We start from the raw sequence: 19652 nt of genomic DNA, 5'->3' as shown, positions 1-19652 counted from the left end.
CATGTTTGCTGGCTTTATTATTCTTAGGTCCGTATATCTATCTATTGTTAACGTCCTTAAAACCATCCGCCGAGGCAGTTACTGCACCACCGAGGTTATGGCCTTCGAAATTTTCGCTAGAAAATTATAAAAACATGCTAAATACCTTACCGATAGGAAAATATTTTTTGAATAGCTTAATTACTGCAGGTGCTAGTACCATTTTAAGTGTATTTTTTGGTGCAATGGCTGCATATGGAATCTCCAGGTTCTCTTCCATTACTGGAAATTACTTTTTGTTATTTACCTTAGTGATAAGAATGGTACCAATGATTAGTATTGCTATACCGATGTATATGATTATAAAAAGTATGGGCTTAATTGATACCCATTTGGCCTTAATATTGGTGTATACCAGCTTGAATGTACCGTTTGCCATTTGGTTATTAATTGGTTTTTTTGACTCGGTTCCTAAAGAATTTGATGAAGCGGCTAGGGTGGATGGATGCAGTTGGATCGGTTCCTTTATACGCATTATTCTTCCTGTTTCACTCCCTGGACTGGCCACAACAGCTATCTTTACCTTTATGTTGGCATGGAATGATTTCTTGTTCTCGTTACTTATGACCAGTACGAAAGCAAAAACGGCTACAGTAGGAATTTCAGAATTTTTAACAGCTTATAATCTTGATCTAGGGCCAATGACAGCTGCTGCCATCTCATTTAGTCTACCTGTAATGATATTTTCCTTTTTCGTTCAACGTTACATTGTAAGCGGTATGACATTAGGAGCTGTTAAAGAATAACTTTTTTTATAATCGATAGTGGAATTCATATTCAAAGCTTAAAATTTTTTAGACTGGAGCGGGTGACACTTTCTTAGGAGGGATTATTCATAAATTAATAGAATATAATGTATATCCTTCCTATTTGAAGTTTATTGAGGTGGTTGAAATGGAAAAGTTTGCTAATGCTGTTGCTTCCATATCTGTCACAAGAAAAGGAGGTATTCCTAGCATGCCTAAACTAATGAGACTTATCGACTCTCCAATCAAGCGTAAAATTATCTTATTAGCTTTGTTTTCAGCTCTAATACCTTTACTTGTTATTGGTCCTTTTACGTTCATTTATTTTAATAAAGTAATAGAAAATAAAGTATCTACAACCATTAATAACTTTTTAAATATTGTCGATTGGAATATAAATGCATTTGTAAGCAATGTAGAAAATGTATCTAATGGCATCTTTCTCTCAAATGAAATTCATGCATATTTAACTTATAAAAAAACAGATCCAAAGTTATACAGATTAGAGACTTCATCCCTAGAAAACCTAAATAATATAACGGTAGTAAACAATCCTTTTATTAATGCCATTTATGTTGGTAATGAAAATCACGGCTTTTTGAAAATAAACCGTGGGGAACGGAATATTAAAAATACAATCTATCAAACAATAAAAAAGTCCACTATCTATCCGCATTTGATTAATGGCCAATGGCAAGGTGAATGGTTAAATGGTAGTGATTTAAAACTTGTTAAAGATAGTAATCATTCTTTACTTTATGGTAGAAATATTAGAGACCTTGGAACGAAGGAACAAATGGGGTTAGTACTTATAGATCTTGATCAATCTTATTTCGAGAATATGTTTAAAAATAGTAATCCTCCTGGAGATATTTTGGTGTTAGATGGGGATAAAATTTTGTTCTCGAGTAGTGATCATAGTTTCTCTCCCTCTCAGGTAGCTAAAATAATTCAAGGGCGTGGTAAAAGCGGGACAATTAAAAAAGTGATGAATGGAACGCAATATTTCTTTAATTATCATACAAACAAGAAAACCAATTGGGATGTGGTAAGTATTATCCCATATAAAAATATTGTTCGTGAGGTAAATCAACTTCGATTAATAACGATCTCATTATTAGTGCTAGCGCTCATATTGTCCTTGATCATAGCCTTATTTATAACTAGGAGAATTACAAAACATTTAAGTTTGCTGCGAATGGTTACTGAAAAAATGGAAAAGAGAGAGACTGTAGTAGGTATTCATTTTAATAATGAGGATGAAATTGGACAAATTGGGAACCGAATTGTTCACCTTTATAACTGGAATAATGATTTAACCAAAAGGTTATATAAATCACAAATTAAGGAAAAAGAAGCAGAGCTATTAGCCTTGCAAAGCCACATTAATCCGCATTTTTTATATAATACTTTGAACACTATTTTTTGGATGGCGGAGAAGTTAAAAGCGAAGCAGATTGCAAAAATTGCAATTAATTTGTCAAAAATCTTTAAACTTACATTAAATGATGGAAATCATATTACCTTAGTTAAAAATGAAATGGAACAAGTTAAAAGTTATCTGGATATCCAAAATATTCGTTTCGACCATAAAATCATCTATACATTTAATATCGAACCTGAAATCATGGAAGAAAAAATCATTAAATTGCTGTTACAGCCCATTGTTGAAAACTCTGTCTACCATGGTTTAGAACAACAGGAAAGAGGAACCATCATGATTGAAGGCTATAAACAGCATGACGGTTTAGTTTTTAAGATTAGTGATACTGGAGAAGGTTTTGACATGAACGAGGTGGATATTAACACAAAGGGTTATGCTTTGAAAAATATAAATGAACGATTGAAACTTTTTTATGGAAAAGAATATGGATTAAAGATCGAGAGTGAAATAGGAAAGGGAACGACCGTTTTTCTTAAGATTGGCCTGAATAATGACGGAATCATCCATGACAATTTTTAAGGGGTTTTCTATATGTATAAACTTTTAATTGTTGATGATGAAAAAATTGTAATTGAAGGCTTGAAATCTGCAACTAACTGGAAGGAACATCATATTGAAATTGTAGGATCGGCCTCTGATGGAGAAGAAGCCTTTAAAGAAATTATTAACAAAAAGCCTGACATTGTTTTAGCCGATATAAGAATTCCAAAAATGAATGGATTGGATTTAATAAAAGAAACAAAGAATCTTAATCTAGAAACTGTTTTTATCATTATTAGTGGGTTTTCAAAATTTGATTACGCCAAAAGGGCCATTCAACTCGAGGCAATTGACTATCTGGTCAAACCAATTGAGGTGGATGAAATTGTTTGTTCTATTAAAAAAGCCATTTTAAAACTTGAAAAAATAAAAAATGAAAAACAAACAACTGAACGGTTTAATGAATATCAAATTGCATTAGAAGAAAAGCGCGTTCTTGATTACATCTTAGGACATAGATTTGTTGACCCTGAAATAGACCAAAAATTAAATCGTTTTTCTTTTTTAAACATCGGTTTGAAAGGGTTTACATGGGATGATTCAAAAGAGACTGAAAAACTTCAGGTCCCATTAGGTTGTATGAAAAATCTATTGGAAAACAGGGGAATTGAGAGTTTCATTTATACGATTGATAGTCAAATTGTAATCATGTTTTCCAATTCCAGTTTAGAGATTAGGAATGACTTGGTTCATGATCTTGTGTCATTGATTTTTCATGATATCAAATTAAAACCGTTTGTTGGAATCAGCAATGTATATGAAAATATTTCGGAAATAAAGAAAGCATACAGTGAGGCAACAGAAGCATTGAAAAATGGGATTTTTTCAAACCAGTTAGTAACATATTATAAAGAATTAGAAACTTTTAATCATTCAGTTGGAAACAGTATTATCGAAGAAATTAATCAATTTTTTAATGAAAAAAACCCAAATCTTCTAAGCAGAATGAATCTTTTCATGGCCAAAGTTTTTCTCGATTGTAAAAAGAGTAACCTGTCCCCGGAAAAATCAAAATATGTATGTTTTAAAATAGTTAATCATTTTTTGGAATATATCGAAAGTGAATATGAAGTAAATAAAAGTGGTGGCGAAAGATATTTATTATACGAAGAGTTAAATCTATTACTGTCTTTGGAAGAAATCAGAGATTGGCTTGAACAATTTATTGATCAATCAACTGAATTTTTAAAGGAGAACCACGTGTCCTATAATGAAAAACTAATCATCGACTTAAAAAGTTTCATAAATACTAATTATAAGGAACCCATCGTTTTAGATGACTTAGGTAAGTTGTTCCATAAGAACCCTGCGTACCTGTGCAGTTTGTTTTCTAAGTCAGTTGGTAACACCATCTTTGAATATATTACAAATGTTAGATTGAATAATGCCAAGAAATTACTAAGAAGCTCAAATTTAAAAGTATCAGAAATTTGTAAACAAGTAGGCTACGAAAATCAAAAATACTTTAATCAAGTATTCAAGAAAAATATTGGAACAACCCCAGGTTTCTACCGTTCACAACATATACTAAAGTAAATGTTGGTGGAGTGTTATTTGTGGAGTCCACCTATGAATGTGCGTAATTGTAAATAATTCAATAAAGCCATCGGAGGCGAAGGGAAAATGAATCGACGAAAGAAGAGAATTACGAAACATCTTCACAAAAATGGCAGCAAGACTTATTTTTTAGTGAATTTTCCTTCTTTGTTCATAAGAACCAATTGAAAAGAATAAACATCAAAATAGTGTGGGTATTTTTTTTCTAGGAGGAATAAGCATGAATGATGTCCTTGAAAGAACAGCAAAATTTGAACACCGTTTTTGGCTCCAAATATTAGGTGATCATTCGAGGTTTATTTTCGAAGCTCTTGCACCTGTTCAAAAAGAGGAAATTGAGAAGGCATCATCTTTTATTCGAGTTTTTGACAAACTTCTTGAGCGTGCAAATTCCTCAGATTTAGTGCCATTAACAATTGAAGCTGAAACAGAGGTTATAAGATTACGTAAATTTAAATTGGACTTATTAAGTAAACATCTGATAGGGAAAATTAAAATTCACCTTTCGCCAACCTTTATTAATCATATGGTCAATGAATTAGAGGAATACTTAAGAATTTTAATACACCTAAAAGCAGGGGAAGCTCCTCCTGTTTACCATGAACTACATCATCATCTTTTATGGTTATTAGATGCTGCAGGTCATTCAGAGGCAATTTCCTCTAATTTAGATAGTGTTGAAAAGAAACTCATTGAGAAAAGTAATACATTTAGGAAGAGTTTTGAAGATTTTTACTTGAAATCAGTTGAACTAGCAGGATATTTAAGAACTAATCTGACTTCGTTCCCTGCTTTATCAAAAATGAATTCAGACAGCCAGTTAGAAATAAAATTATTTCAAAATTTTCTACATGAAATAGAAGAACTCAGACTAAGTAAGCAAGCATTAGGAACATTCGCCCCCCTAATGGCGGATCATATGTATCGTGAAGAATGTTATTATCTTATGAAATTAGCAGAATCGGCAAATCTTGACTCACCCAATTGTGATCCTGCTAAACCTCGACTTAAGGAATAATTCGATGAGAAATAAAAGGGAAACACAACCACAACCAATGATCGGTCAAGCATGGACTGGTAGACATGTGATCTTGCTTCATTGTACAAACAATAATCAATTAATAAATCTTTATAAAAGTTTCCATGCTCCGTTTGAGCCTCCACGTCAAAATTGCGCAGAAACTTTGTCGCAATTACTGAGTATCGGATATCGTGTTATGGCGATTACGCCCATCTCAGCAAATCATATTCAATATTTTTTGGTACTAGGAGATTAAAGATGCAGAACCAACGATTGCGATAAAAATGAACCCAATCTTTTGCAGTGGGTTCATTTTTTGTTTCTCCATTAATCTAGATTCTCTGAAATTATTTATTGACAAGGTGATTGAATACTACTAAAATTAGAAATTATTTAACAATAATTTAGTTTGTGAGATAAGATGTAAAAATGCATAACTTTTTTTAGCTGGGGATTTTGAACCATTTGTTCTTCAACATAAATTACATACTAAGCAAGCTATGATTGCTATGGATCAAACTATAGCAGGAGCAGCTTCTGGAGAGACCGCAGGAAATCTGCGGCGCCGAAGGGTTCACAATCTCAGGCAAAAGGACAGAAGAGTACGAGTTTTATTTGTTATTCTTATGACCGATGAGATTGGAGAAATTCCAATCTCTTTTTTCATGGAGTTTAACACTTTGTTAATATCTTCACAAAGTGAACAAAGGAAATTATTACTAATGAGGGGGCAAATGAAGTGGCACAACAAGAATTAAAACGAGATTTAAAAAATCGGCACGTACAACTGATTGCGATTGGAGGTACGATTGGTACAGGTTTATTCCTAGGTTCAGGAAAAGCTATTCAGTTAGCAGGTCCATCTATCATTTTTGCCTACTTAATCGTGGGAATCGCATGTTTTTTTGTAATGAGGGCATTAGGAGAGCTTCTTTTATCAAATAAGGGCTATCAATCATTTACGGACTTCGCCGAGGATTATATTGGACCTTGGGCTGGTTATGTAACTGGATGGACGTATTGGTTTTGTTGGATTATGACAGCAATGGCTGATATTATTGCTGTTGGTGTATATGTGCAATATTGGTTCGATATCCCACAATGGGTACCTGCAATAGTCTGTTTAATTCTATTATTGGGACTAAATTTATTAACAGTAAAGCTATTTGGAGAATTAGAGTTTTGATTTGCTTTAATCAAAGTGATCACCATTCTTGCTTTAATCATCATAGGAGTCATTTTGTTAATTATTGGATTTCAAACAGATTCAGGAACGGTTACAGTAAAAAATCTATGGAGCCATGGTGGTCTTTTCCCGAATGGAATATCAGGTTTCTTACTTTCTTTTCAAATGGTTGTATTTGCATTTGTAGGTGTTGAATTAGTAGGTGTATCAGCAGCCGAAACATCCAATCCACAAAAAAATATCCCATCTGCAATAAATAAAATACCTTTAAGAATACTGTTTTTCTATGTGGGAGCACTTATTATCCTTTTATGCATCAATCCATGGACGCAACTGAATGCAGCAAACAGTCCTTTTGTAAAAACGTTTAGTTTAGTTGGTATTCCGATAGCTGCAGGAATTATTAATTTTGTCGTCTTAACATCAGCTGCGTCTGCCTGTAACAGTGGATTGTTTTCAACGAGCCGCATATTATTTAATTTAAGTAATCATCAACAGGGACCAGCGAATTTTGCTAAATTAAATAAAAATCATGTACCGAGTAACGCATTATTTATATCTGCACTTGTTCTATCTGTCGGAGCTCTTTTAAGTAAGCTGATTCCAGAACAAGCCTTTGGGATCGTGACAACGATCAGTGCGATTTGTTTTATTTGGGTTTGGAGCATTATCTTAATTTGTCATCTGCGATATAAGAAATCACGCCCAGATTTACATGAAAAGTCGATTTTTAAAGCACCGTTTACACCATTTATTAATTATCTTGTTCTCACGTTATTTGCATTTATTCTCATTATTATGCTATTTGCAGAATCAACTCGTGTCGCTTTATTAATGACACCATTATGGTTCATTCTTTTATTCATAGTGTATTCATTTAAAAGGACAAAGGGAAAAAATATTAAAATATCTGCGTAAAGTAAAATTCTTGCAATATATTAAAAATATTGTCACTTGATTGGTATCATGATACTATTAGATGAAATTAAATTCCTTTAATTTGGTCCAGAGAGGCTAAAAAGGCAAAAATAAACTTCATATATACTAATTAAGTATATGAATGCCCTTTTGTCCTTTGGATGAAAGGGCATTTTATTTTTGCCCACTATCTTTTAATCAAAGTCCTGTGAGGCTTGAAAGGAGAACGACAAAAATGGATTATCGTAAAAAAACAGTAGTTGCATCAGTAGCAGGTTTAACATTAGAGGGCATGGATATCATGTTTATCTCCTTTGCGATGTCGATGATTATTGCTGAGTTTCATATTGACATGGTTGCTGGCGGTCTTATTTCTTCGATTACCAATTTAGGAATGCTCGCTGGAGGAATCATTTTCGGTATCTTAGCAGATAAATTTGGGAGAGTTAAAATATTTACCTATACGATTCTACTATTTGCTATCGGGACGGCGTTAACTGGTTTAGCCGTAAATATTGAACAAGTATACATCTTTAGGTTTATTGCTGGCTTAGGCGCAGGTGGGGAATACGGTATTGGTATGGCGCTTGTGGCTGAAGCATGGCCAAAGAATAAACAAGGACGCGCTTCTTCTTATGTTAGTATCGGTGCACAATACGGTGTGATTCTGGCTGCTCTTCTTAGTGCCATGATCCTGCCTGCTTGGGGATGGAGAGGATTGTTTTTCATCGGATTGGTTCCGGTTATATTCGCCTTTATCGTCCGAAAAAAATTAGACGAATCACCCGTGTGGCTGGCATCACAAAAGAAAAAACAACTTGTGCCAAAGCAAGGGAATTTAAAGCAATTGTTTGCTACTCCAAGAACTTCTGTTACGACTATTGCTTTAGCTATTATGGCAACGGTCCAAATTGCAGGTTATAATGGCTTGATGATTTGGCTGCCATCCATGCTTCAACAATCCCAGGGATTATCAGTTTCAAACTCGGCTCTTTGGACGATTAGTACAGCTGCGGGAATGATTGCAGGTATGTTAACTTTTGGACAGTTTATGGATCGACTTGGAATGAAGCGGTCATTCGGAATCTTCTTATTCGCTTCCGCAATCGCAGTCTTTTTATACTCCTTTGCGTCAGGAAGTGCGGGTCTTTTAATCGGCGGTGCGATTGTAGGATTCTTCTCGAATGGAATGTTTGCTGGTTACGGTGCATTAATAAGCAATTACTATCCAGTAGAAATTCGTAGCACAGCAACCAATACTATCTTTAACTTCGGTAGAGCATTAGGGGGATTATCTCCTATTTTAGTAGGATATATCCTGCAGCATGCTAATGTGACGATCGCAATGGGATATCTTGCTGTACTCTACTGTATCTCCTTTATAGCAATGGTTAGTTTGAAAAAAAGAAAAGATAATCAAGATCAAAACATTACTTTATCTAAAGCAGTGTGAATTGACTCTTATAGCTTCTTCATTAAATAATAAAATCTACTCTAAATTGAGGCTGCAAACCAAATTGGATTTGTGCCTTCTTTTTATGGAGATTGTTCGCTACTTTTTCCTGATTCTTTAATTCTAAGGTCTCTTTTTCGTGATAAATAGTATTGTTGGTGTCATTATAACGTCCCCAAACATACACTCTTCTTAAAGATGGGTTGGAAATTAGACGTTGAGGAGAGGACAAATTGAAATTCGAGATGCAAAAAGCGAATATGTTGGCTGAAAATATCAAGGGTTTTATAAAATATGTTCAGAAAAGCCATGAAAATAAAAACAGCTTTAGGTATAATCCGGATAAATTGTTTCAAATAAAACTCCTAATTGAGGAGTTTAAGTTTCAAATAATAGCAGATGAACTTTTAAGAATCAATAAGTTTTCTTGGGATGAAAAGTACACGTATTATTTAGTTGATCAATTTATAGAAGGAATCGAGATTATTGATGAATACATCCATAATAACTACAATGATTTATTTCTCTTAACGGCTAGAGTTTACACATTAAAGGATCTCAGTCAATCATTTAGCAGGCAGGGAAAACTGTATCATTGGTCCTAAGACCTCCTTTTTTAACTAAGGCATTGGTATTAATAAAGCCAATGCCTTTTCATTTCGTCAAATAGGAATTAAATACGGAACCTACAAAGTAACCATACCTGCACAAAATACAGGAACAAAAGTGAAGGGTATATTGTATATACTATTATTATTTGATTATAAGAATTTTCAGGAAATAGGTTGACACCCTCTGACAAACCATGATATAAACACAATAAGAAAATTTTAGTACTTAAATGCATAAAAGTATGAAATAATAATGAGAAAAGCAGAATAAACAGGGGGAAATGACGATCATGGAAACTCGTAGTAAAATTTTAGACTGTACCATTCGTGATGGAGGATTAGTTAACAATTGGGATTTCAGTGTCGAATTTGTTCAAGACTTGTATAACGGCCTAAGTGAAGCTGGAGTTGAATACATGGAGATTGGCTACAAAAATTCTCCAAAGCTTCTTAAAGCGACTGAGCCCAATCCATGGCGATTTCTTGACGATAACTTCCTGAAAGAAATTATCCCTGTCAAAAAGTTCACGAAGCTATCGGCTTTAGTTGATATTGGCCGTGTAGATCCCAATGATATTCTACCTCGTGAACAAAGTGTTTTAGATATGATTCGAGTAGCGTGCTATATCCGTGAAGTAGATAAAGGCTTAGAACTTGTCCAAATGTTCCATGATTTGGGATATGAGACGTCACTGAACATTATGGCATTATCAAGTGTTCCTGAACAACAGCTGATTAAAGCTTTTGAATTGGTGAAGGAAAGCCCTGTAGATGTGGTCTATATCGTTGATTCCTTTGGTAGTTTAGACCCTGTAGATATCGAGCACCAAGTGAAAAAGTTCAAAGCGTTGATCCCTAACAAACAGCTTGGAATTCACACACATAACAATATGCAGTTAGCTTTTGCCAATACATTAACTGCGATGCGAAATGGGGTTACATATCTCGATTCGTCTGTATATGGCATGGGTCGGGCAGCAGGTAACTGTAACACAGAGCTTCTTGTTAGCTACATCCAAAAATCAAGCTATGAGATTAAGCCGGTTCTTGGAGTCATTGAGAAGCACATGCTCGAAATGCGTGAAAAGTGGGAGTGGGGCTATATCATTCCTTATATGATTTCAGGTGTTCTTAATGAACATCCACGTGTTGCCATGGCTTACCGTGATAGCGCTGACCGCGATCAATTCGTGGATTTTTATGACAAGGTAACATCACCTGAAAGTACAGTGGCTACAACTTTAAAATAGGTTAAATTGCTTAAAGCACCTCTATATTTGAGGTGTTTTTTTATTAATTAAAATGGCTGTGTTAAAGGTCATTGTTGATTTTTATAGCCAAGTATTGGAGCGGAAAGCGAAGCGCCTGGAGCGGACATCAACAGCCAAGTTAAAAAAGAATAGATTAATGAAGGTATTATTTACTATGCGCGGAATTATAATATGAAAGGAAATATTATACTTTTTGAGTCTAAAGATGTTATTTTATGATTATAAATAAATATATTTTGATAGTTTTTAAAGAAAAACGCTTGGATTTATCATCTCGGTTTGAATTATATTGCAAAACATGTATAAGACAACCTTAAGAAGAGGTAATGTACAGTATGGATGAGGAGTTAATAAAAAATGCCGATGCATGTTATCAGCTAGCTGAGCAGAAGGCTGCTCATTATTTTAAATCACTTAATAAACAGGTCATGCAAAAGACCTTTGTTCCTGTCCTAACAAAAGATATTCAATCTTGGAAACACAACCATATTCATCATCATTCAATCCTATCCTTTTTTTCGCGTGGAAAAGGAAAACCTAATACTCAAGGGTATCACAAGTATATCCAATGGCTCGATTACACCGGCAAACTTGATAATTACTTGGATCGTAGTATTTCCTATATTTTCATGCGGGACCTAGGCAAAGCCTTGGACTCAGCTGAGACACAGACCAGGATACGGCGTGTAGTTAACAGTTTGAAAAATAACCTGACACAGTCTTTTGCTACAAACAGCGGAGTCAAAACTGAGACGTTTAGCATGGCCGGGTTGTATCGAATCGCCCAGAAGGAAGGCATCGAGTCCACGATGATCTGGTTACTAAACAAATTAAAGACTGTATCATCCAATATTCCAATGGGAATGGATGCTGAGAATGCTCAGCGAAAGCTCATTAAAATTATTGCTGGTGTAATTATGCATGAGGTGGAAGAGATGGGCGATGAGGTATCGCCTGAAGAAAAAAGGCAGAAACTTGATGATGCTATTAGGTTAGGCTATTGCTATGGTTTGACCTATCCATTTATTGACGATCTTCTCGATGCCAAAGTCTTATCTGCCAAAGAGGAAAAACAATATTCCGATTTAATTCGTACCACCCTTATCACAGGAACTGTGCCGGAATTGGGTGAGTGGACGGGGAATAACGGAAACCTGATCCGATTTATTCATTTAGAACTCCGCGATGCCTTTGAGTATATTAAATCTCATTTGCGTCCAGAGACCAGCAAAAAATTTTTCGAGCAGGCCTATGTGTTTTTCAATTCACAGGAAGTGGACCGTGTAAAGGATCTATCCAACGCAAATTACACGAATGAAGAGTTATACATTCCGGTCATTTTAAAATCCTCTTCTTCCCGATTGATTGTCCGCTCAGTTATAAGTGCTCCGGAGGATGAAGGCTTTGACACCCGAACATTCTTTTATGGCATATACAACCAGCTTGCGGATGATTTTGCAGATATGTATGAAGACTTGAAGGAGGGCAGGGTAACCCCCTATACCTATTATCTGAAATATCATGATAAGCGAATCGATCTTATCAATCCCTTTGAATTATACTGGACGGTCATCTCCAATTTGATCCATAAGGTGTATCACTCGGATAGCAAGGCCTGTGAGGTGATTCTCGATCGTGCAATAAACGGCCTGAAGCGATTTAAAGAACGAATGGGAACTGAAAAATACAACGAAGTTATGAAACTATTTTTTTCAGGAAATCCAAAATTTAATCGTGTGATTCAAAATATGGTTCGGAAAGCTGATGATGTCGATTTCTTTGATAAACTACTTCGTGACCATATGATTACCACTCTGAAAAATGAACGGAAAGAGCGGGAAGGGTTTTTAGACATTGTTGAAACTGTTCGTAAGGAAATCAACCACATCTTAAAAATCCCTAAAATCGAAGAAGTTGAGCAAATAATTGATGCTGCCAATTACAGTCTGGAAGGTGACGGGAAGCGATTGAGACCAATAATGACCTGGGTCATGGGCGTTAACGAATTTGGACTTAATCAATCTGCAATCGTGCCACTACTGAAATCATTGGAATATATGCATACAGCATCCTTAATCTTCGATGATTTGCCATCACAGGATAATTCTTTAACCCGTCGGGGCCGGCCAGCGCTACACTCGGTTTATAACATTGCCATCGCAGAATTAACTGGACTGTTTCTTACCCAAAAGGCCATTGAGGAACAAGCCTCTCTTGACCAATTCGATTCGAAAGCGGTGCTTAACTTGATCCAATACTCAGCTCAAATGACAGCGGTTATGTGTAAGGGACAGGCGATGGATTTGGATTCTAAAGGGAAACAATTGACACTGGAACAATTGAATTTGATGTGTTTTTATAAAACCGGAATAGCATTTGAAGCTTCCCTGATCATGCCTGCAATCCTTGCACATGCAAAGGAGTACGAAATGGATGCTTTGAAAAAATTCGCCCAACATGCTGGTATTGCGTTTCAGATAAAAGATGACTTGCTTGATGTGGAAGGAGATCAGATCTTACTCGGAAAACCGATTGGCAAAGATGCTGAAAACAACAGCTCTACTTTTGTGTCAATCCTAGGTCAGGATGGTGCTAGAAAAGAGATGTGGGACCAGTACTGTCTAGCAATGGAAGCGTTGCAAGAGATGCCACGCAATATCACTTTTCTGAAGCATTTATTAAATTATATTGTTAACCGCGACCATTAATAGTTTGTCATATTGTTATATTTAGAAGATGTTTAAACCATTGTTTGTTTGACTTGACGTTTTGTCCTGGCAAATGCAATAAAATCACAAAGTTCCTCATCAGTTAATGGTATATCATCGAGATAAATTAAACTGTTACCCGACTGTAAAATGCTGTTTAATTCAACCTTTATTTTTTCTTCGTCGACCCGATTTAAGAGAAAATCAACTGATGTATCAAATAGTTCGGCTATTTGAGATAAAGCATGCAAAGAAGGCTCTCTATACCCTGATTCATAGCCTGCATAGGTACTTTTGGCAATGCCCAGCTGATCGGCTGTTTCTTGCATTGACCACTTTTTAAGTTTTCTAAGGTTTACTAATCGTTTTAACACTCTCGTTCCCTTCCCCCATGTTTGTTTGCTTGATTATATCATAGAAAAAATCGATTAAAAAGAAATATATACGCGATATGAAAACAATGATTGATTTTATTATCATAATAGCTTTATAATCAGTTATATTCATTCGCAAAACGCGTACGGGCGGAAATAAAAGAAAAGCGGGGGATAAGGATGAAAAAAATATTATTACTTGCAACAGGGGGAACCATCGCATCGGTGGAGGGCAATGAAGGTCTAGTTCCTGGAATGTCTCCTGATGAATTACTCCGATATTGCCTGAATGTATCTGAATCAATAGAGGTAACGTGCAAAATTCTTATGAATAGAGATAGTACAAATATGCAACCAGAACATTGGGTTATGATGGCAAATGCAATAGCCGATAATTACACTATGTATGATGGATTTGTCATTACTCATGGTACTGATACACTAGCTTATACTTCCTCTGCGTTATCCTATATGCTGCAGGGGTTACAAAAACCAGTTGTGGTAACTGGATCCCAAGTTCCAATTAGCTTTAGTCGAACCGATGCCGTAAAAAATGTTGCTGATTCGATTCGATTTGCTTGTGAAGATATTGGTGGGGTTTTTGTTGTCTTTGATGGACGAGTTATAATTGGAACCCGTGCAGTCAAAATTAGAACGAAAAGTTATGACGCTTTTGAAAGTATTAACCATCCTTATGTTGCATATATAACTGGGGACAATGTTAATTACTATTTCAAACCGGAGAAGATGCATCAAGAATTAAGTGTAGATACATGTATTTCTCCTGATGTATTTGTTTTAAAATTGTTTCCAGGAACGAAGCCTGAAGTATTTGACTTTGTGAAAACTTGCTATCGAGGCGTCATTATTGAAAGTTTTGGTAATGGAGGACTTCCATTTGAGGACCGTAACTTATTACCTAAGATTAAAGAATTAACTGAGGCTGGTATAACCGTTATCATTACTACTCAATGCTTAGAGGAAGGGGAAGACCTTTATCTCTATGAGGTTGGAAGGAAGGCAGCACAATATAATGTCACACTATCAGGTGATATGAACACCGAAGCTATTGTTTCTAAGCTTATGTGGGCGCTTGGAAAAACAAATGATTGTAAAGAAGTAAAGAGGATTATGGAAACTCCTATTTCCTGGGATTTAACAACTGATAACGAAAAAGTAGAATGAAGACCGTTTAATTATTTGAACGGTCTCATTGCTACGAATGGCTGTTTGCATGAATCAATTACGTCCTTTTATTAGAATAAACATCTCCAAAAAACAACTAGGAAATTGGTACTGAAAGCGTCCTTGCTCACTCAAATTCTATTCTCTAGTGGACTTCTATTATAGTCTTTTTTATCCATTCACTTTATATATTTACTCCTATAGTATAAATAATAAATGCAAGGAAAGAAGGAAGATCGTGAACACGGATCAAGCTTTTGATTTGTTAATGGAAGCAGGAGTCACAGAAGATACTAGTATTCAAACGGTTAGACGGTGGCTCCGTGAAAGAAAGATTAACTACGAGGGAACAGGACAACGGGATTCAGGATACATAATTGAGAATTCAGATCAAGTTTTTAACATGTTAAAGGATGCAGGTGTAACTGATAGCATCGCATTTCAAATTGTTCGTCGCTTGCTGCGTGAAGGTAAGATTCAAACCGTGGGGACTGGAAATCGGAAAACAAATAACCAGCAAAATGAAATTGATTCAAAGCAATTTATCATTAGTCCGTCAGATCAAGAAAAGGTCGTCCACCAATTGAAAATAAGAATAAAAGCACAGGATGAACATATAAAAGGGATTGAACATCTACATAAGACGTCTGTAACCAATTTAATTAAGCAAAGAGATATTTTAAATAAAGAAATTGCCAACCTAAAGAATGAGAAAAGTGAATTACAAAAGGAAACCAAGAAATTACTTAAAGAAAATATTGATTTAACTAATGAATTGTTAAAATTAAAAGAAGAACTTTTTAAAGGAAACAAAAGAGGAACTGATAAGACAAATGACGTTCCCCCTTCTTCACCTAACACGAATGATTATCGTCAAAAATTAGGTCTTTCAAAAATGGCGAGCGATAAAGAAGTTTTAACCAGATATAAAAAATTATTAAAAATAACTCACCCAGATCACGGCGGTAATGCAACAGCCTTTCATTTCATTAAAACCGATTATGATTATTTTAGAAATAGTATCAAATTGAAATAGATTGGGTTCGATTGTCAATAACTTCTATTGACGACCGAACCCAATCTTTTTTCATATCTTTTGACCCCAATACCCCTTTTGACGACCTTTTTGTCCTTGCTATAAGTTTTAGAAACAAGAAAAATTAAATAAAAAATTTATTAAGAAGGAAGAATGATAAGAGGTCTTTTCGCTCATTAAGTATGATCTAACTAATATTATTAATATTAAAGTAATTAGCATTTGGGAGGAACATCATGAGGCAAAAGCTTAAGGAAAAAATGCTATGGGTATCCTTGTTTCTAATAGTTCCCGTCTTAATTTTTGGAAATTTCTTTGCTACAGCTACAAATAACGAAAACACACACAAACACATAATTACCGTTTATCTGGCCGGAGATTCAACTGTTTCTGATTATTCCATCTCGTTAGCACCCAGGGCAGGCTGGGGACAGGTTTTAAATCGGTTTTTCGATGATAAGATTGTCGTAAAAAATGAGGCCTCATCTGGCAGGAGTACAAAAAGTTTTATTGATGAAGGGAGACTCAAATCAATCTTAGATCAGATGGAGAAGGGGGATTATCTGTTTATTCAATTTGGTCATAATGATGAAAAAAAAGAGGATCCGACTCGATATACGGAGCCCTATTCAACCTATAAAAGCTATTTAAAACAATATATTGACGGTGCCCGCGCTAAACAAGCCATTCCTGTTCTAGTGTCACCTGTGGAACGCCGGCATTTTTCTGAAGATGGAAGTGCACGTGATACTCACGGGGAGTATCCTGCTGCCATGAAGGAACTTGGAATGGAAGAAAATGTACCTGTCATTGACCTTACTGCCAAAAGCAAGGCATTGTTCGAGAAGGTTGGACCAGAAGAAACGAAGAATATTTTCCTTTGGCTTGATGCCGGAGAGAATGTTAACTATCCAGATGGAGTTCAGGATAACACTCATTTCCAGAAGGCTGGTGCTGAGAAGACTGCCCGTCTTGTGCTTGAAGGCATCGAGGAATCAAAGCTAGTACCGCTTTGTAATCACATTTTGAAATAAGGAAGAAAAAATTAAGTGAGGAACTATCATGTGATAGTTTCTTTTTTTCTCAAATGGGAGACCTTCCACAAAGAAATCTTCTAATATAAGATATAATGTACATTGTAGTTATCCATACAGTTTAACAAGGAGGGGGAAAACAGCCTGAAAACAAGAAAAATATCACTCCAGACCAAAATATTTGGGCTGGTCCTATTACTGGGATTATTGTTGATCCTGCTGCTGACCACATTTTTCAGCTATATGGAAAGTAAACAAATAGAGGAAAATAAGGGAAGGCTGGCACTGGAAATCTCTCGAACGGTTTCATTCATACCGCCCATTATCACCGCCTTTCAAACAAGTGACCCATCGAAAACAATTCAGCCCATCGCCGAAAAGATTCGCACTGAAACTGGTGCTGAATTCGTTGTTATAGGAAACAAAAATGGAATAAGATATTCGCACCCTTTAAAATCTTTGATCGGGAAGAAAATGACAGGTGGAGATAACGAAAGGGCCATTAAAAATCAGGAATATTATGTATCTAAGGCAAAGGGGTCACTTGGACCTTCAATTAGAGGTAAATCTCCTATTTTCAACAAAAAGGGGGAGGTAATTGGAATCGTTTCTGTTGGATTTTTGCTTGAAGATATCCATCAGCAAATCTTGAAAACTGTCACCAAGGTACTTCTTGTTTCACTCTTTGCTGTTTTGATTTCACTGATTGGTAGTATTTTGCTAGGACGGAATATCCGTAAAGATACAATGGGGCTTGAACCTTATGAGATTGCCGCACTTTATAAAGAAAAGAACGCAGTACTTCATGGAGTAAAAGAGGGGATTTTAGCCATAGATAATGAGGGCTACATAACGATGATGAATCAACCCGCCAAAAGACTTTTACATATTAAGGGATCTGTCCGCCATCTAAAAGTAGATGGGTTGTTTCCTTCTGACTATTTATATGAGGTATTAAAATCGGGAAATCCACAAGTTGATAAAGAAATGGTCTGGAAAGATAAAACAGTGATCGTCAACTGTACGCCACTCTTTGAAGCGTCTGGGATAAGTGGAGTGGTTGCTTCGTTTCGTGATAAAACAGAAATTGAGCAAATGGTAAACACCCTATCAGAAGTAAATAGATATTCGGAAGATCTGCGTGCGCAAACACATGAATATTCCAATAAATTATATGTGTTATTAGGTCTTCTTCAGCTAGGAGAATATGAACAGGCAATCGATATGATTCAAACGGAAACACAGGTATTGCAATTTCAGAATTCTATTGTTTTTAACCATATTAAAGATACGAAAGTACAGGCCATCCTTTTAGGGAAACTTGGAAAAGCCTCAGAAAAGAAAGTAAAGTTTGAGGTTGTATCGGACAGCTATTTAGAGGCATTGCCATCCCATTTTAAGCTATCCAATCTAATAGTCATTCTTGGAAACTTAATAGACAATGCCTTCGAAGCTGTCTTTGGTTTCGATTCTCCGACAGTGAAATTTTTCGTTACTGATATAGGTAGCGATATCATTTTTGAGATTGCTGATAATGGGAAGGGACTTACTGAAAAAGAAATTCCGCTTCTATTTGACAGGGGCTATACTTCTAAAAAAGGAGCTGAGCCTAGGGGATTTGGCCTATCGAATGCTGAGGAGGCAGTGTTAGATATGAATGGGATGATTGAGGTGCAAAGTACCCCGGAAAGTGGGACTGTCTTTACAGTTTACCTTCCAAAGGAATACGAGAGGAGACAAATACTTGATTAGGATAAAAGTAGCCATAGCTGAAGATGATTTTCGAGTTGCCGATATCCATGAGAAATTTTTAACAAAGTTTAATGAAATTGATGTTGTTGGTAAATCATTGAATGGTGATCAGACCCTTCAAATTCTGATGGAGAAAACCCCTGATTTATTGATTCTCGATGTGTATATGCCTGATATGCTCGGATCCGATCTACTCCCAATTATCCGAGAGCGTTTTCCAAGGGTTAGTATAATTATGATCACAGCAGCGACCGATAAAGTTTTCCTAGAAAAAGCATTAAGCTACGGAGTAGAAAATTATTTGATTAAACCTGTAAATAAGGAAAGATTTGACGAAGTCATTTTAGAATATATAAAAAAACACTCGCTCCTAACTTCCAGACAAGATGTAGACCAGAATTATGTTGACCTCCTGTTTGGTAATAAAAAGATTGAAAAGGTGGGAAGGGGCACAGGATTACCTAAAGGAATTGATGAAATCACACTTGGAAAGGTGAAAAACGCACTTCAGATTAATAACCAAGGCCTTTCCGCTGAAGAAGTGGGAAAGGAAATTGGGGCATCCCGAATTACTGCACGCCGATATTTAGAATATCTATCCTCCATTAAGGAAGCAAAAGCGGAGGTGGTTTATGGTATTGTCGGGAGGCCGGAAAGAAAATATTATCCTGTTTAGTAAGGGTGCCTAAAGGCATCCTTTTTAATGTGTAAACCATTTAAGGAAACTCCAGTTGTCAGATAGGATTCTACCGTGAACAATATGAACAAAATATAGAT

General features: G+C 35.7%; 14 protein-coding genes, 2 pseudogenes and 1 riboswitch. Of the genes and pseudogenes, 15 read left to right on the top strand and 1 reads right to left on the bottom strand.

Going from position 1 to position 19652, the window contains the following annotated elements; genetic code table 11:
• Nucleotides 1-167: 167 nt before the first annotated feature.
• The 10 genes and pseudogenes from J7E66_RS21005 to J7E66_RS20965 all read left to right on the top strand — a co-directional run bounded on the left by J7E66_RS21005 (nt 168) and on the right by J7E66_RS20965 (nt 13494).
• Nucleotides 168-785 carry a carbohydrate ABC transporter permease gene (locus tag J7E66_RS21005; protein ID WP_251033045.1) on the top strand — a complete coding sequence of 206 codons (618 nt, stop codon included), beginning with the start codon at nt 168-170 and terminating at the stop codon, nt 783-785.
• 64 nt (nt 786-849) lie between these two features.
• Nucleotides 850-993 (top strand): annotated as a pseudogene (locus J7E66_RS32365) (carbohydrate kinase); the annotation flags it as partial.
• Nucleotides 994-996: 3 nt separating this feature from the next.
• Entirely contained in the window at nt 997-2748 is a 1752-nt protein-coding gene (locus J7E66_RS32650; RefSeq protein WP_308162558.1) for a sensor histidine kinase, read from the top strand.
• 12 nt (nt 2749-2760) lie between these two features.
• Nucleotides 2761-4305, top strand: a complete 1545-nt coding sequence (locus tag J7E66_RS20995; RefSeq protein WP_215003409.1) for a response regulator — start codon at nt 2761-2763, stop codon at nt 4303-4305.
• A gap of 241 nt (nt 4306-4546) precedes the next feature.
• Entirely contained in the window at nt 4547-5344 is a 798-nt protein-coding gene (locus tag J7E66_RS20990) for a DUF2935 domain-containing protein (protein WP_215003406.1), read from the top strand.
• A 530-nt stretch (nt 5345-5874) separates the two neighbouring features.
• Nucleotides 5875-5955: riboswitch (glycine riboswitch) on the top strand.
• 131 nt (nt 5956-6086) lie between these two features.
• Nucleotides 6087-7451 (top strand): annotated as a pseudogene (locus tag J7E66_RS20985) (amino acid permease).
• A 235-nt stretch (nt 7452-7686) separates the two neighbouring features.
• Nucleotides 7687-8904: an MFS transporter gene (locus J7E66_RS20980; RefSeq protein WP_088086720.1), complete on the top strand. Its 1218-nt coding sequence runs from the start codon at nt 7687-7689 to the stop codon at nt 8902-8904.
• Between the two features lie 233 nt (nt 8905-9137).
• Nucleotides 9138-9509, top strand: coding sequence for a hypothetical protein (locus J7E66_RS20975; protein ID WP_215003404.1), 372 nt, complete (start codon nt 9138-9140; stop codon nt 9507-9509).
• Nucleotides 9510-9805: 296 nt separating this feature from the next.
• Complete coding sequence (locus tag J7E66_RS20970; RefSeq protein WP_168243114.1) at nt 9806-10765, top strand: aldolase catalytic domain-containing protein; 960 nt, start codon at nt 9806-9808, stop codon at nt 10763-10765.
• A 347-nt stretch (nt 10766-11112) separates the two neighbouring features.
• The gene (locus J7E66_RS20965; RefSeq protein WP_215003401.1) at nt 11113-13494 is read left to right on the top strand and encodes a polyprenyl synthetase family protein; all 2382 of its coding nucleotides are present in this window, start codon (nt 11113-11115) and stop codon (nt 13492-13494) included.
• A 32-nt stretch (nt 13495-13526) separates the two neighbouring features.
• Here the strand turns inward: J7E66_RS20965 and J7E66_RS20960 are convergent, their stop codons facing one another.
• The gene (locus J7E66_RS20960; protein ID WP_215003399.1) at nt 13527-13868 is read right to left on the bottom strand and encodes a helix-turn-helix domain-containing protein; all 342 of its coding nucleotides are present in this window, start codon (nt 13866-13868) and stop codon (nt 13527-13529) included.
• A 180-nt stretch (nt 13869-14048) separates the two neighbouring features.
• On the opposite strand from J7E66_RS20960, the gene J7E66_RS20955 reads away from it, so the two are divergent.
• From J7E66_RS20955 to J7E66_RS20935, 5 genes are all read left to right on the top strand, one after another.
• Nucleotides 14049-15053 (top strand): asparaginase, encoded by a 1005-nt coding sequence (locus tag J7E66_RS20955; protein ID WP_215003398.1) that lies wholly within the window; start codon nt 14049-14051, stop codon nt 15051-15053.
• 238 nt (nt 15054-15291) lie between these two features.
• Nucleotides 15292-16089: a hypothetical protein gene (locus J7E66_RS20950; RefSeq protein ID WP_215003396.1), complete on the top strand. Its 798-nt coding sequence runs from the start codon at nt 15292-15294 to the stop codon at nt 16087-16089.
• Nucleotides 16090-16325: 236 nt separating this feature from the next.
• A complete protein-coding gene (locus tag J7E66_RS20945; RefSeq protein WP_251033044.1) occupies nt 16326-17123 on the top strand; it encodes a rhamnogalacturonan acetylesterase in 798 nt (265 codons plus the stop codon).
• A 144-nt stretch (nt 17124-17267) separates the two neighbouring features.
• Nucleotides 17268-18875 carry an ATP-binding protein gene (locus J7E66_RS20940; protein ID WP_215003595.1) on the top strand — a complete coding sequence of 536 codons (1608 nt, stop codon included), beginning with the start codon at nt 17268-17270 and terminating at the stop codon, nt 18873-18875.
• Nucleotides 18868-19551, top strand: a complete 684-nt coding sequence (locus J7E66_RS20935) for a response regulator (RefSeq protein ID WP_215003394.1) — start codon at nt 18868-18870, stop codon at nt 19549-19551. The genes J7E66_RS20940 and J7E66_RS20935 overlap by 8 nt, the downstream gene beginning before the upstream one ends.
• Nucleotides 19552-19652: the final 101 nt, after the last annotated feature.

The sequence above is a fragment of the Bacillus sp. ISL-7 genome (assembly GCF_018613065.1).
This window is presented reverse-complemented; position numbering and strand designations above follow the sequence as displayed.

Coding starts and splice junctions, on each gene's coding strand:
- J7E66_RS32650 (WP_308162558.1), top strand. CDS start 997: ATGCCTAAACTAATGAGACTTATCGACTCTCCAATCAAGCGTAAAATT.
- J7E66_RS20995 (WP_215003409.1), top strand. CDS start 2,761: ATGTATAAACTTTTAATTGTTGATGATGAAAAAATTGTAATTGAAGGC.
- J7E66_RS20990 (WP_215003406.1), top strand. CDS start 4,547: ATGAATGATGTCCTTGAAAGAACAGCAAAATTTGAACACCGTTTTTGG.
- J7E66_RS20980 (WP_088086720.1), top strand. CDS start 7,687: ATGGATTATCGTAAAAAAACAGTAGTTGCATCAGTAGCAGGTTTAACA.
- J7E66_RS20970 (WP_168243114.1), top strand. CDS start 9,806: ATGGAAACTCGTAGTAAAATTTTAGACTGTACCATTCGTGATGGAGGA.
- J7E66_RS20965 (WP_215003401.1), top strand. CDS start 11,113: ATGTACAGTATGGATGAGGAGTTAATAAAAAATGCCGATGCATGTTAT.
- J7E66_RS20955 (WP_215003398.1), top strand. CDS start 14,049: ATGAAAAAAATATTATTACTTGCAACAGGGGGAACCATCGCATCGGTG.
- J7E66_RS20945 (WP_251033044.1), top strand. CDS start 16,326: ATGAGGCAAAAGCTTAAGGAAAAAATGCTATGGGTATCCTTGTTTCTA.